The 12,797-nt window shown below is 64.6% G+C and carries 11 protein-coding genes; 5 read left to right on the top strand and 6 right to left on the bottom strand.

The genetic code is table 11. The features are described 5' to 3' along the window. Together AAHM38_RS21770 and AAHM38_RS21765 are read left to right on the top strand one after the other, a co-directional pair. The coding region (locus tag AAHM38_RS21770) for a Gfo/Idh/MocA family oxidoreductase (RefSeq protein WP_342234317.1) at positions 1 to 272 on the top strand (272 nt) is incomplete at its 5' end. Continuing rightward, entirely contained in the window at positions 269 to 2,356 is a 2,088-nt protein-coding gene (locus AAHM38_RS21765; RefSeq protein WP_116575172.1) for a cation:proton antiporter domain-containing protein, read from the top strand. The genes AAHM38_RS21770 and AAHM38_RS21765, both read left to right, overlap by 4 nt. A 29-nt stretch (positions 2,357 to 2,385) precedes the next feature. Here the strand turns inward: AAHM38_RS21765 and AAHM38_RS21760 are convergent, their stop codons facing one another. The 4 genes from AAHM38_RS21760 to AAHM38_RS21745 all read right to left on the bottom strand — a co-directional run bounded on the left by AAHM38_RS21760 (position 2,386) and on the right by AAHM38_RS21745 (position 6,861). Further along, complete coding sequence (locus AAHM38_RS21760) at positions 2,386 to 3,648, bottom strand: DUF3734 domain-containing protein (RefSeq protein WP_116575171.1); 1,263 nt, start codon at positions 3,646 to 3,648, stop codon at positions 2,386 to 2,388. Between the two features lie 32 nt (positions 3,649 to 3,680). After that, the gene (locus tag AAHM38_RS21755) at positions 3,681 to 4,466 is read right to left on the bottom strand and encodes a 3-hydroxybutyrate dehydrogenase (RefSeq protein ID WP_009240666.1); all 786 of its coding nucleotides are present in this window, start codon (positions 4,464 to 4,466) and stop codon (positions 3,681 to 3,683) included. Positions 4,467 to 4,519: 53 nt separating this feature from the next. After that, positions 4,520 to 5,263 carry an acetoacetate decarboxylase gene (locus tag AAHM38_RS21750; protein WP_009240667.1) on the bottom strand — a complete coding sequence of 248 codons (744 nt, stop codon included), beginning with the start codon at positions 5,261 to 5,263 and terminating at the stop codon, positions 4,520 to 4,522. A gap of 194 nt (positions 5,264 to 5,457) precedes the next feature. After that, positions 5,458 to 6,861: an aminotransferase-like domain-containing protein gene (locus AAHM38_RS21745; protein WP_116575325.1), complete on the bottom strand. Its 1,404-nt coding sequence runs from the start codon at positions 6,859 to 6,861 to the stop codon at positions 5,458 to 5,460. Between the two features lie 156 nt (positions 6,862 to 7,017). Between AAHM38_RS21745 and AAHM38_RS21740 the strand changes: the two genes are divergently transcribed. Together AAHM38_RS21740 and AAHM38_RS21735 are read left to right on the top strand one after the other, a co-directional pair. Then, entirely contained in the window at positions 7,018 to 8,355 is a 1,338-nt protein-coding gene (locus AAHM38_RS21740) for an aspartate aminotransferase family protein (protein ID WP_004627328.1), read from the top strand. Between the two features lies 1 nt (position 8,356). Beyond that, complete coding sequence (locus AAHM38_RS21735) at positions 8,357 to 9,880, top strand: CoA-acylating methylmalonate-semialdehyde dehydrogenase (protein WP_103519072.1); 1,524 nt, start codon at positions 8,357 to 8,359, stop codon at positions 9,878 to 9,880. A 76-nt stretch (positions 9,881 to 9,956) separates the two neighbouring features. Here AAHM38_RS21735 and AAHM38_RS21730 read toward each other — a convergent pair whose 3' ends face one another. Together AAHM38_RS21730 and AAHM38_RS21725 are read right to left on the bottom strand one after the other, a co-directional pair. Then, entirely contained in the window at positions 9,957 to 10,163 is a 207-nt protein-coding gene (locus AAHM38_RS21730; protein WP_024978714.1) for a cold-shock protein, read from the bottom strand. Positions 10,164 to 10,340: 177 nt separating this feature from the next. After that, complete coding sequence (locus AAHM38_RS21725) at positions 10,341 to 10,544, bottom strand: cold-shock protein (RefSeq protein WP_027679026.1); 204 nt, start codon at positions 10,542 to 10,544, stop codon at positions 10,341 to 10,343. Between the two features lie 350 nt (positions 10,545 to 10,894). On the opposite strand from AAHM38_RS21725, the gene AAHM38_RS21720 reads away from it, so the two are divergent. Next, positions 10,895 to 12,790, top strand: coding sequence for a potassium transporter Kup (locus tag AAHM38_RS21720; protein WP_103519071.1), 1,896 nt, complete (start codon positions 10,895 to 10,897; stop codon positions 12,788 to 12,790). Positions 12,791 to 12,797: the final 7 nt, after the last annotated feature.

Below are 12,797 nucleotides of genomic sequence, written 5' to 3'. Positions count from 1 at the left end.
TAGATGATGACGCGGGCGTGCTGATCGACGGCGCCACCTCGACCGAGACCCGCATGGCGACGCCGGCGGGCGATCAGCGCGCCTACTACGCCGCTGTGCGCGATGCCATCTTCGGCAAGCGCGCAAACCCGGTTCCGCCCGTGCAGGCCGTGGCCGTCATGGCCGTGCTCGAAGCCGCCGTGGCCGCTGCCGAAACCGGCACGGCGGTTGTGCCGGACCTGACCGATGCCGAACGCGCAGACTGGCTGGCTGCGCGGGAGACCGCCTCGTGAACGGCGTCGTCATCCTGTTGCTGGTGGCGGGCGGTTTGCTCGCCGTGGTGGCGCTGGTGCAGATGCTGGCCTCGCGTCTGACGCTGCCGGAATCGACCTTGCTGGCGCTGGCGGGCATCGGCATCGGCGGCGCCTATGTGATGTTGCAGAACGGCGCACCAGCCTTTGCGACCACCTTCTTCGCCCCGCTGGTCGATCCGAGCTGGCCGGCAGAGGCCTACCTGTGGTTGTTCCTGCCGCCGCTGCTGTTTCAGGCAGCGCTGTCGGTCGATGTGCGCAGCATGGCGCCGGACGCCGCGCCGATCCTGATGCTGGCCATCGTGGCCGTGGTGGTCGCCACGGGCGTGATCGGGCTGGCAGCGGCCGCCGTCACGCCGTTCGGCATCGTCACGTGCCTGCTGCTCGGCGCGATGATTGCCACGACCGATCCGTCCGCTGTAATCGCGGTGTTTCGCGACGTGGGCGCGCCGGCACGGCTGATCCGGCTGGTGGAGGGCGAAGCGCTGCTCAACGACGCCGCAGCCATTGCCATCATGGGCGTGCTGCTTGCCATGCTGACCGGGCACGGCGGAGATGCCTCCATCGGCACGGGCCTGCGTGAGCTGGCCAAGGCGTTCAGTGGCGGCGTGGTGTTCGGATTGATTGCGGGGCGGATCGCCGCATTCCTGCTGCCGGCGCTGCGCGGCATTGCCCAGGCCGAGGCCGCGTGGACGCTGGCGCTGCCGTATCCGCTGTATCTCGTGGCCGAAGATGTGCTGGGGGTGTCGGGCGTGGTGTCGGTGGTGTGCGCGGGGCTCGTGATCGGCGCGTTGGGACGCACGCGCCTGACGCCGCGCAACTGGTCGCACCTGCAACTGATTTGGGAGCAGATTGCGGCGCTGGCTGGAGCGGTCGTCTTTCTGTTGGCTGCGGTGCGCGTGCCGGAACTGCTGCACGGCGTGGTGTGGAAAGACGCGCTGTGGCTCGCGGTGATCGTGCTGGCTGCACTGGCGGCGCGGCTTGCCGTGCTGTTTGGCCTGTTGCCCGCGCTGGCGTGGCTCAAGCTCTCCGCGCCGGTCAGCCATGCCTACAAGCTCGCGATTGCATGGGGCGGCTTGCGTGGCGCCGTCACGCTGGTGCTGGCGCTGGGTGTGGCCGAAAACCAGGCCGTGCACGAGGCGGATCGCCATTTCGTCACCATCCTCGCCACCGGCTTTGTGCTGGTGAGCGTGCTCTTCAACGGCGCCACGCTGCGCTGGGTGATGCGCCAACTTGGGCTGGATCAGTTGTCGCCCCAGGAGCAGGCCCTGCAAGGTCAGGCGCTGAACGTGTCGACGGAGGAAGTGGAATCGACCATGCGCCGCATCGGCGGGCATTTTCATTTCGCGTCAGGTGCGACGGATCAGGCCGCGGAGGTGTATCGGCGAGAGGTCGCGGCCGGCGCGGTCGAGCTGAACCTCGAGGAAGCGCTGTCCGAACGCGAGCGCCTGACCATTGGCCTTGTGTCGCTGGCCACGCGCGAGCGCGAGTTGATTCCCGAGTACGGCAACGGTTTGATTTCGATCCGCAACCTCGACGCGATGATGCGTAACACCGCCGACATGATCGACGCGGCTCGCACGGAAGGGCGCCTGGGTTACAAGCGCGCGTCGCGGCGCATCCTGGCCAAGCACGCCGGCTACCGATTTGCGGTGTGGCTGCACCGCGTGATGCATATCGACCGCCCGCTGGCCAACGCGCTGGCCGATCGCTTTGAGTTGCTCATTTGCCGCCAGACGGTGCTCGAACGCTTGCGCGCGTACAACCGCGCATCGTTGCAACCGGTGCTCGGCGAGCGCATGGCAGACCTGCTCGACGGCGTGTTGATCGCCCGGATCGAGGCTGCGGAAGAGGGCTTGGCCGAGCTGCGCGAGAAGTTTGGCGACTACAGCGCCGCGCTGGAAAAACGTCTGCTGGTGCTGTTCGCGCTGTATATCGGCCAGAGCAAGATCGACACAATGCTGGCCGAAACCGTGATCTCGAAAGAGGTCTACAAGCAGATCAGTGCGGTGATCCGCCGTGCCTGGACGGCCGCGCTGCCGCGGCCGCCGCTGTCGACTGCATGACGTGCGCCGGCCCTGACGCAATAGCCTGTTCAGAGCCGCTTGTCTTCCCGCTCCACGCTCGGATGGCGGTGGATGTCGTGCGTGACGAAGCCCGTGTCGTTATCGGGCATCTCCAGCCACTCCGGGTGCGAGAGCGATTCGCGAATGTCCGCCAGGCCCGAGGCCCAGTGGTCGCGCATGGTCGACGGCCCGAACTGGATGTCCTTGCCCGGCCCCTCGTGCTCCTTGGCCGCGTAGATGAGGTGGAAGACGTTGTAGCGCTTAGTGCAGGCCATTTCCTGCGCGTGCTTGTACCACTGCGTGCGCTCGAACTCCTTGGGTGGCAGGTGGTCGAGCAGCTTGCGCATCAGCCGGCGCGTCGATTGCGAGCGCTCCATCCAGTCGGTAATGAGCCGCGTCCGGCTGGAGTACTGCAAGTCCTTCTGCCGGCTAGCCACGCCGATCATCGTATTGGGAACCGGGCCCAGCGCGCTCCACAGGTCCACCTGAAACACCAGCGTGTCGCGGCGTGGCTTTGAGCCCAGCACATACGACAGGGGCGTGTTGGAGACGACACCGCCGTCCCAGTAATACTCGCCGTCGATCAGCACGGGTGGAAAGCCTGGCGGCAGCGCGCCCGATGCCATGAAGTGCTCGGCGCGCAGACGGCGCTCGGTGTTATCAAACGCTTCCAGATTGCCCGTGCGCACGTTTACGGCGCCGACCGACACGCGGATGCCGCCGTCATTGATGCGGTCGAAATCGCACAGCCGTTCCAGCGTCGCTTTGAGCGGGGTGGTGTCGTAATAGCTGGCTTCGAGCGGGTCGACTTCGTTGGCGGGCAGCGGGGCAGGAAAGCGTGGCGTAAAAAAGCCGCGCTGGCCCTCGAGCAGCGTATCGGCGGCCTGCATGGCGGTCAGCCATTTACGCAGATGCGCATTGCCGTCAAACCAGGCGTTTTCCAGGATGTCAGGCAGCGGCGGCGAAAACGTCGGCTGCGTGATGATCTGCCAGAACTCACGCAGCTTCGCTTGCCGATGCTCGGGGGCATTGCCGGCAATGATGGCCGTATTCAATGCCCCGATGGAGATGCCCGCGATCCAGTTCGGCACGATGCCGGCTTCGTCCAGCCCTTCGAACACGCCGGCCTGGTACGAGCCCAGCGCGCCGCCGCCTTGCAACACCAGCGCGATGTTTTCGTACGCCGGCAGCGCGATGCGCTGTGCCGTGGTGAGCGGCGAATCGGCGGGGCGTGACGACTCTGCCGGCGTGGGCCGCTTGGTTGCGGCCACGCGTAGTTTCGGTGCGGGCATATCTCCTCCAACCTCCTTGCGTGTGCAGAGACTTATTGCATGAACCAGCCGTGGCTCACCACGAACGATTGGCCGGTCAGGGCGGCACTCGGGAACGTGGCCAGGAAGCGCACCGTCTCGGCCACGTCTTCCACCGTGGTGAACACGCCGTCCACGGTGTCACCCAGCATGACCTTTTTCACGACATCTTCTTCGCTGATGCCGAGTTCCTTTGCTTGCTCGGGAATCTGCTTTTCGACCAGCGGCGTGCGCACAAAACCGGGGCACACCACATGCGAGCGCACGTTATGCGCGGCGCCTTCCTTGGCCAGCACCTTGTTCAGGCCCAGCAGTGCGTGCTTGGCGGCCACGTAGGCCGATTTGAGCGGCGAACCCTCGTGCGAGTGCACAGAGCCCATGTAGATGACCACGCCGCCACGGTCGTCCTTGTACATGTGGCGCAGTGCGGCGCGCGTGGTCAGGAACGCGCCGTCGACATGGATGGCCTGCATCTTCTTCCAGTCGGCAAACGAGTAGCTCACGAACGGGTTGACGATCTGGATGCCGGCGTTCGAGACGAGGATGTCGACCGAGCCGAGTTCTTCGGCCACGCGGTCGATGCCGCTGTCCACGGCTTGTTCATCGGTCACGTCCATGCGCAGCCCGATGGCCTTGCCGCCGGCATCGGTGATCTCCTTGGCGACGGCCTTGGCGCCGTCTTCGTTCAGGTCAACGATGGCGATGGCCGCACCCGAATTGGCGAGCGTGAGGGCGATCTGCTTGCCGATGCCGCTGGCGGCTCCCGTGACGACAGCGACTTTGCCTTTCAAATCAGACATGTGTGTACTCCGAGGGTTGGCGGTGACGGGATAAGAATGGCCTTGGGCAGGTGCTACTGCGCCAAGTAATCGAATACAACCTCGCCCATGCCAAGGGTCAGGTCCGCAATGATGTGCCGGGCTTCGACAATCTCCAGCACGGGCAGTTCGGCCACGGGCGCCAGTGCATGGTGCGCCAGTTCCAGCGACGCGGGGCCCGTCCAGGCGCCTTTCATGTCGATGTCGATCATGACGTTGCGCGACAGCTCGCAGATGCGCGCGGTCTTGCCGTCCACGTGCGGAATGATCTTGAGCAGAAAGTTCGGGCGCTCCAGGCGGCGTTTCTGCTCGGCCAGATCCAGCTCGCGGTGCTTGTAGCCCATGGTGCCGGTTGCCACGCGCACGGGGCCGTAGTCGAGCGTGCCGATCAGCGTGTCCTTGTCGGTCAAGAGCCTGGGCGAGGCGAGTTTCTTTGGGAAGCCCCACATTTCACGGCCGCCGGCCAGCGGCGGATGGTCGTCCAGGTACATCGCGAGCGTGTACGTGCCAGGCTTGCCTTCGTAGGTGACCGGGATCACCTGGCCGCTTTCGGTGTAATCGCCAAAGCCGGTGGAGTCGGCCATGCGGATGAACTCGTAGGCGACCAGCGGTTCGGGCACCTCGAGCGGTTCCGGCACCATGGCGCGCAGCTTGGCCGGGTCGGTGCGGTACGTGATGATGAAGAATTCGCGGTGGATGAAGCGGTATGGGCCGGGCGGGTAGGCGGGGCTCGTAAGCGGCATCGCGAAGGCGGTTTCGCGGACGGTCTTGATGTCCATGGCACTCCTTGTGCAGATCGGGCTGCAAGTGGCGTTGGGAATCGGTACGGCGCAAGAGAACGGTAGGCGACAGCGCATGGTGTCGCGCTTTTGTGACGCTGTCTGCTTCCGTTCACGCGAATTTCACGTTTGAGTGCCCGACACGCGATTGATTGCATGCAATGCGCCATTGCGCCGCATGCAGGCCAGCGCCGTCACGCGTGCGAGAGGAATTCCCAGAGCGCCGGTTCTGCGGAGTACGCGACGTTGAAGCGCAGCCACGGGCTAGGCTCGTCATGCGGGCGGAAATACTGGCCGGGCGCGAGCCAGATGTTGTGTTCGATGGCCCGATTGGCCAGCGCGGAGGCGTCGGTCTGGCCCGGAAGCCGTGCCCACAGGAAGAGGCCGCGGCCCGGCGTATCGAACGGCTCGGCACCATGTTGACGCATGAGCGCTTCGACGCGCGTGTGCGCTTCTCCGAGCCGCGCAATCAGCCGCGCCACGTGTTCGGCATAGACGGGCCGGGTGACGAACGCATGCACGATGCGCTCGGTAATTTCAGACGAGGTGAGCGCCACAGCCATCTTGGTGCGTGCGAGTTCGCGTGTGATGGCGGCGTCCGCCACCACGTAGCCCGCGCGCAATGAGGGCGAGATCGTCTTGGAGAAGCCGCTCACGTAGAGCGTGCGGCGCAGGCCGTCGAGCGCGGCGAGCATCGGGGCGGCGGGGTCGGCCAGCTCGCGGTGCAGGTCGTCTTCAACGATCCAGAGGCCGTGCTGTTCGGCCAGTTGCAGCACGCGATAGGCGTTCTGCGCCGTCATCGACGAGCCGGTGGGGTTCTGCAGCACGGAGCTGGTAAAGAGGGCGCGCGGCCGGTCGGCATCGTCCGCGCGCAGGATGGCTTCCAGTGCCGCGGTGTCGAGCCCGTCCGGTGTGCGAGGCACCCCGACCACGCGCAGGCCGGCCAGCTTGAGCACCTGGAGTACGTTGCAGTAGCCCGGGTCATCCACCGCGACGATGTCGCCGGCTTTGAACAGCGTGCGGACGATCAGGTCGAGCGCCTGCGTGGCGCCGCTGGTCAGCAGCACCTGCGAACGCTCCACCAGCAACCCACGCAGCGAAAGCGACTGCGCCACGTATTCGCCTAGCGGCGCATAACCCCACGGGTGTCCGTAGCCGGCCACCCGCAGGGCGGAAACACGGCTCACCGCGCGCATGGCTTCCTGCACACCGCGCTCGTCCAGCCAGTCATTCGGCAGCCAGCCGCAGCCTGGCTTGATGGCGATGGAGCGATCGGCAAACACATCCGACAGCAGCCATGCCGCGTTGAGCGTTGGCGGCTCCCAGCGTGGGGCCACGGAAGCCGGTTGGGCTGGTGTACGAGCCGCCACCAGGTAGCCCGAACGCGGCCGCGCAACGATGGCGCCCAGCGCCGCCAGCCGCGTGTAGGCCTCCGCCACCGTAAAGGTGCTCACATCGTGGGCCTGGGCCAACTTGCGCACCGAGGGCAGCCGCGTGCCCGGCAACAGGGCATGGTTGTCGACCGCCGCACGAATGCCTTGGACGATCTGGTCGACCAACGTACGCTGGGGATGAGAAGGATCGAGTTCGAGTTGCATGTTGCGATGCGGCATGGGAGCGGTGATGGGCGCCTATACAGTTTCTTATAGAACAGCCATCTGTGCATGTCCGTGTCGCATTGGACTCTGTACAGTTTGCTTCAACCGCTGGCTTGCCCAGCCCGTTCCCTTTCCGCTGTTTTTTCGGAGCCGCCGATGAAACCCGCACCCCACCCGCTGGAAACCACCGATCTGTCCTACTTCTGGATGCCGTTCACGGCCAACCGCCAGTACAAGGCCGCACCGCGCCTGCTGACTTCCGCCCAGGGCATGTACTACCGTGACGGCGATGGCCGCGAGGTGCTGGACGGCACTGCCGGCCTCTGGTGCGTCAACGCCGGTCACTGCCGCAAGGAAATCGTCGACGCCATCACCACGCAGGCCGCCACGCTGGATTTCGCCCCCACCTTCCAGATGGGGCACCCCCTGGCGTTCCGCGCGGCAGAAAAAGTCGCCGAGATCATGCCGGAAGGCCTGAACCGCATCTTCTTCGCCAACTCCGGTTCCGAAGCGGTGGATACGGCGCTCAAGATTGCGCTGGCCTACCACCGCGCGCGGGGCGAAGGGCAGCGCACACGCCTGATCGGCCGCGAGCGTGGCTATCACGGAGTGGGTTTCGGCGGCATCTCGGTGGGCGGCATTTCGCCGAACCGCAAGGCGTTCTCGGCGAACTTGCTGCCGGGTGTGGACCACTTGCCGCATACGCATGCGCCCGAGCACAACGCATTCTCCAAGGGCCAGCCGGCCTGGGGCGAGCACCTTGCCGACGAACTGGAGCGCCTTGTCACGCTGCATGATGCGTCGACCATCGCCGCCGTCATCGTCGAGCCGCTGGCGGGTTCCACGGGCGTGCTGGTGCCGCCCAAGGGCTACCTGCAGCGTTTGCGCGCGCTGTGCGACAAGCACGGCATCCTGCTGATCTTCGATGAAGTCATCACCGGTTTTGGCCGCCTGGGCGCGGCAACGGCGGCCGAGTTCTTTGGCGTGACGCCGGACCTGCTGACGATGGCCAAGGGCATCAACAACGCCGCCGTGCCGATGGGCGCCGTGGCCGTGCGCCAGTCGGTGCACGACACCGTCGTCGATGCCGGCGCGCCAGGCGCGATTGAGCTGTTCCACGGCTATACGTATTCGGCCCACCCGCTGGCCGCGGCCGCGGCGGTGGCCGCGCTGGACCTGTATCGTAGCGAAGGGCTGTTCGAGCGCGCGCGTTCGCTGTCGCCGGCGTTCGAAGCAGCCGCGCATTCGGTCAAGGGCGCGCCGCATGTGAAGGACATCCGAAACCTGGGCCTCGTGGCCGGCATCGAACTGGAATCGCGCCCCGGCGCCGTCGGCGCGCGCGCTTACGAAGTCTTCCTGAAATGCCTGGAGCGTGGCGTGCTGGTGCGCTACACCGGCGACATCCTGGCGTTCTCCCCGCCGCTCATCATCGAAGAGGCGCAGATCGCGCGAATCTTCGACACCGTTCGTACCGTTCTGCAAGAGGTAGCCTGAAATGAACCGACCGATTGATCCCGCCGTGACCGAATCCGTTGTCAGCCATTACATCGGCGGCCAACGCCATGCTGGCAGCGGCACGCGCAGTGCCGATGTCTTCAACCCGGCCACGGGCGCCGTGAGCGCGCAAGTGCTGCTGGGCGGCAAATCCGAAGTGGATGCCGCCGTAGCCGCCGCCCATGCGGCTGCCCCGGACTGGGCCGAGACTTCGCCGCTCAAGCGCTCGCGCGTCTTGTTCAAGTTCAAGGAGCTGCTCGACCAGAACCACGATGCCCTGGCCGCCGCCATTACGCGTGAGCACGGCAAGGTGTTCTCCGATGCCAAGGGCGAAGTCACGCGCGGCATTGAAGTGGTGGAATTTGCATGCGGCATTCCGAACCTGCTCAAGACCGAATTCACCGACAACATCGGCGGCGGCATCGACAACTGGAACCTGCGCCAGCCGCTGGGCGTGGTGGCCGGCATCACGCCGTTCAACTTCCCGTTCATGGTGCCGATGTGGATGGCGCCCGTGGCGCTGGCGTGCGGCAATACGTTCATCCTCAAGCCGAGCGAACGTGATCCGACCCCCAGCCTGATGATTGCCGACTTGCTCAAGCAGGCGGGCTTGCCCGATGGCGTGTTCAACGTCGTCCAGGGCGGCAAGGATGCCGTCGATGCCCTGCTCGAGCATCCGGATGTGCAGGCCGTCTCGTTCGTTGGGAGCACGCCCATCGCCGAATACATCTACGCCGAGGGCACCAGGCGCGGCAAGCGCGTGCAAGCCTTGGGCGGCGCAAAGAACCATCTCGTCGTCATGCCGGATGCGGACCTCGACCAGGCGGTGGATGCCCTGATCGGCGCCGGCTACGGTTCGGCCGGCGAGCGCTGCATGGCGATTTCCGTGGCTGTGGCGGTGGGGGACGTGGCTGACAAGCTCGTTCCGCGCCTTGCCGAACGTGCCCGCGCGCTCAAGATCGGCAATGGCATGCAGGCGGACAGCGAAATGGGTCCGCTTGTCACCGCTGCCCACAAGGCCAAGGTGGAAGGCTATATCGCCAAGGGCGTGGAAGAAGGGGCCGAGCTTGTAGTCGACGGACGCGGCCACACGGTCGACGGCCACGCCGGGGGGTTCTTCACGGGCGGCACGCTGTTCGACCATGTCAAGCCCGAGATGACGATCTACAAGGAAGAGATCTTTGGTCCGGTGCTGTCGGTGGTGCGCGTGCACGATCTGGCCGAGGCGGTGAAGCTGATCAACGCCCACGAGTTCGGCAACGGCGTGTCGTGCTACACGAGCGATGGCGGCGTGGCGCGTGCATTTGCGCGGCAGATCCAGGTGGGCATGGTCGGGATCAACGTGCCGATTCCGGTGCCGATGGCGTGGCACAGCTTTGGCGGCTGGAAGCGCTCGCTGTTCGGAGACCACCACGCCTATGGCGAAGAAGGTGTGCGTTTTTACACGCGCTACAAGAGCGTGATGCAACGCTGGCCGGATTCGATCGCCAAGGGCGCTGAATTCGTCATGCCGACAGCCAAGTAAGCCGACGTATCGCTCATGAGAAAGGGAGGCAATGCCTCCCTTTATCGTTTGAACATGCCGAGTTGAAACCGGCGTGTCATATTGGTTTGATGTTGACGGCGATGAGTTCGCCATCGGGCCCGATTTCTACATCGAAGCTGACGCGCTGGCCCTCGTGGAATGTCTGCGAGCGCGAAAACTGGATCTCCGAATCCCGAATAAAACTCGGGGCAGCATGCATTTCTGCAGCTGCCCCGGCGGGCGGATCATATTGAACGGCGTTCTCTTCAATTCGGCTGGCCATTGCATGCTCCCAAAAGGGGTTCGTCAAACCAGGCCACCGCTTCCGGCGGCCATCCGACTGCTTGATGGCAAACACGTACTGAAACAACCTGCCTGGCGGAATATCCCGGCCAATACACGCGCGAGGAAACCTCGCGCGGCAAGCCAAAACCGGGCTACCGCGCCCGCGTGCTCCGTGTTACTGGGGCACGATGTTCGAAGCTTGCTTGCCCTTCGGGCCTTGCGTGACTTCGAACGACACCTTCTGACCTTCCTTCAGGCTTTTGAAGCCTGCGGCATTGATTGCGGAGAAATGTGCGAAAAGGTCTTCGCCGCCATCATCCGGGGTAATGAAGCCGAAACCCTTTGCGTCGTTGAACCACTTGACGGTACCAGTAGCCATGATTTTGAGTCGTGAAGTTGAGAAATCGATCGGCCGCCGGCCAAATACAAACACAGCAGGCAGACCCGGCCGAACCGGCCAAACGATCGTTTGGTGAATATATGCTTGGCGCGTCGCCTCGTCAAAGTCTGTTTTTTTAAGGTTTCCGTTTGGAGCAGGCGGGGCCGCTGTTTTCGGGGCTGCATCAGGGTTGGCGCGGTCTTGCCATCGGTGCAAACACCCGCGCAAAACCGGGCGTTTTCACCTAAGCTTTAGTGGCTTCTGCCGCACTCGGCCCACGCAGCAAAACCGGTGCCGCAGCGGTGCACGAAAATTGCGTGCGCTCCCGTCGTTCCAGCCGCCGCCTACACATGACGACAGCCGCAGCCAGTCACACTAAGAAAAACCCCGCGTTGATGGCCACCATGGTGGGCGCGATCGGCGTGGTCTTCGGGGACATCGGCACCAGCCCCCTGTATGCCCTGAAGGAATGCTTCAACCCCGAGCATGGGGTGCCGTTTTCCGATCAGACCGTCTTCGGCATCCTGTCGATGCTGTTCTGGGCGATGACGCTGGTGGTCTCCGTCAAATACGTGCTTTTCGTCATGCGGGCGGACAACAACGGCGAAGGCGGCATCCTCGCGCTGACGGCGCTGGCCATGCGCGCAAGCAGCGGTAGCGCCCGGTTTACGCGCACATTGATGCTGCTGGGCCTGCTGGGCGCTGCCATGTTCTACGGCGATGCCGTCATCACACCGGCCATTTCCGTGCTCTCCGCCATTGAGGGCATGGAGATCATGGCGCCCGCGCTGCAGACATGGGTCTTGCCGCTGGCGCTGATCGTGCTGATCGCCTTGTTCCTCATCCAAAAGCAGGGCACGCACGTGGTGGGGCGCCTGTTCGGGCCGATCATGGTGATCTGGTTCGTGCTGCTCGGGCTGATCGGGCTGGCCTCCGTGGTGAAGTCGCCGCAGATCTTGGTGGCCCTGAGCCCCCTGTATGCCATCGAATTCGGATTCCGGCATACGGTGCTGGCGTTCATCGTGTTCGGCTCGGTGTTTCTGGCACTTACCGGCGCCGAGGCGCTGTATGCCGACATGGGCCACTTCGGCGCCCGCCCCATCCGGTACGCGTGGTTCTACATTGCCATGCCGTGCCTGCTGCTGAATTACTTTGGCCAGGGCGCCTTGCTGCTGCGCGAGCCGAGCGCCGTGCAAAACCCGTTCTTCCTGTTGATGCCGAGCTGGGCGGTTGGCCCGATGGTGCTGCTGGCCACGGCGGCCACCGTCATTGCGTCCCAGGCTGTCATCTCTGGCGCGTTTTCGATGACGGCGCAGGCCGTGCACCTGGGCTATGCGCCGCGCATGAAGATTCTCTACACGTCGGATGTGGAGATCGGCCAGATCTACGTGCCCGTGGTCAACTACATGCTCCTCGTGCTGGTGGTGGCCGTGGTGCTGGCGTTCGGCAAGTCCGACAACTTGGCAGCGGCCTACGGTATTGCGGTGACGACCACCATGGTGCTGACGACCGGGCTGGTGACGGTGGTCATGCACAACGCCTGGAAATGGCGCCTCTGGCTGGTGGCCTGCATCGGGGCGGTGTTCCTGGCGGTGGACCTGTCGTTCTTCGCCGCCAACCTGCTCAAGATTGCAGCCGGTGGCTGGTTCCCGCTCCTGCTGGGCGGCTTGATCTTCTTCCTGATGGTGACGTGGCACTCGGGCACGCAGCTGCTGAAGGCGCGCAATGTAGAAGGCGGCATTCCGCTTGAGCCGTTCATGGACGGGCTGCTGCGCCATCCACCGTATCGTGTGGACGGCACGGCCGTGTACCTGACGCCCAGCATCGATTTCGTGCCCTTGGCGTTGCTGCACAACCTCAAGCACAACCACGTGCTGCACAAGCGCGTGCTGTTCATCCACTTCCGTACGCTGGCCGTGCCCTATGTGGACCCTGCCAAGCGCCTGGTCATCAAAACCATTGGCGACGACATCCACACCGCAGTGGTGGATTTCGGCTTCAAGGAAACGCCCGCTGTGGACGAGATCGTTCGCAGCGTGGGCGAGCGGCTGGGCATCGTCTTTGAAGATATGGAAACGTCGTTCTTCATTACGCGCGCCACGGTGGTGCCGTCGCCGCTGCCCGGCATGGCGATGTGGCGGGAGTCGTTGTTTGCCTGGATGCAGCACAACAGCGCCAAACCGTCGGACTTCTTCCGGATTCCTGCCAACCGGTTGGTTGAGCTGGGGAGCAAGGTGGAGATCTAACCTCGCG

Origin of the sequence: Ralstonia sp. OTU4908 (assembly GCF_038440115.1) — a bacterium.
Lineage (GTDB): Bacteria > Pseudomonadota > Gammaproteobacteria > Burkholderiales > Burkholderiaceae > Ralstonia > Ralstonia pickettii.
This window is presented reverse-complemented; position numbering and strand designations above follow the sequence as displayed.

Excerpts from the sequence above, each read along its gene's own strand:
- AAHM38_RS21760 (WP_116575171.1), bottom strand. The coding sequence starts at position 3,648 with ATGCCCGCACCGAAACTACGCGTGGCCGCAACCAAGCGGCCCACGCCG.
- AAHM38_RS21740 (WP_004627328.1), top strand. The coding sequence starts at position 7,018 with ATGAAACCCGCACCCCACCCGCTGGAAACCACCGATCTGTCCTACTTC.
- AAHM38_RS21750 (WP_009240667.1), bottom strand. The coding sequence starts at position 5,263 with ATGGACATCAAGACCGTCCGCGAAACCGCCTTCGCGATGCCGCTTACG.
- AAHM38_RS21720 (WP_103519071.1), top strand. The coding sequence starts at position 10,895 with ATGACGACAGCCGCAGCCAGTCACACTAAGAAAAACCCCGCGTTGATG.
- AAHM38_RS21730 (WP_024978714.1), bottom strand. The coding sequence starts at position 10,163 with ATGGCCAGCCGAATTGAAGAGAACGCCGTTCAATATGATCCGCCCGCC.
- AAHM38_RS21735 (WP_103519072.1), top strand. The coding sequence starts at position 8,357 with ATGAACCGACCGATTGATCCCGCCGTGACCGAATCCGTTGTCAGCCAT.
- AAHM38_RS21755 (WP_009240666.1), bottom strand. The coding sequence starts at position 4,466 with ATGTCTGATTTGAAAGGCAAAGTCGCTGTCGTCACGGGAGCCGCCAGC.
- AAHM38_RS21745 (WP_116575325.1), bottom strand. The coding sequence starts at position 6,861 with ATGCAACTCGAACTCGATCCTTCTCATCCCCAGCGTACGTTGGTCGAC.
- AAHM38_RS21725 (WP_027679026.1), bottom strand. The coding sequence starts at position 10,544 with ATGGCTACTGGTACCGTCAAGTGGTTCAACGACGCAAAGGGTTTCGGC.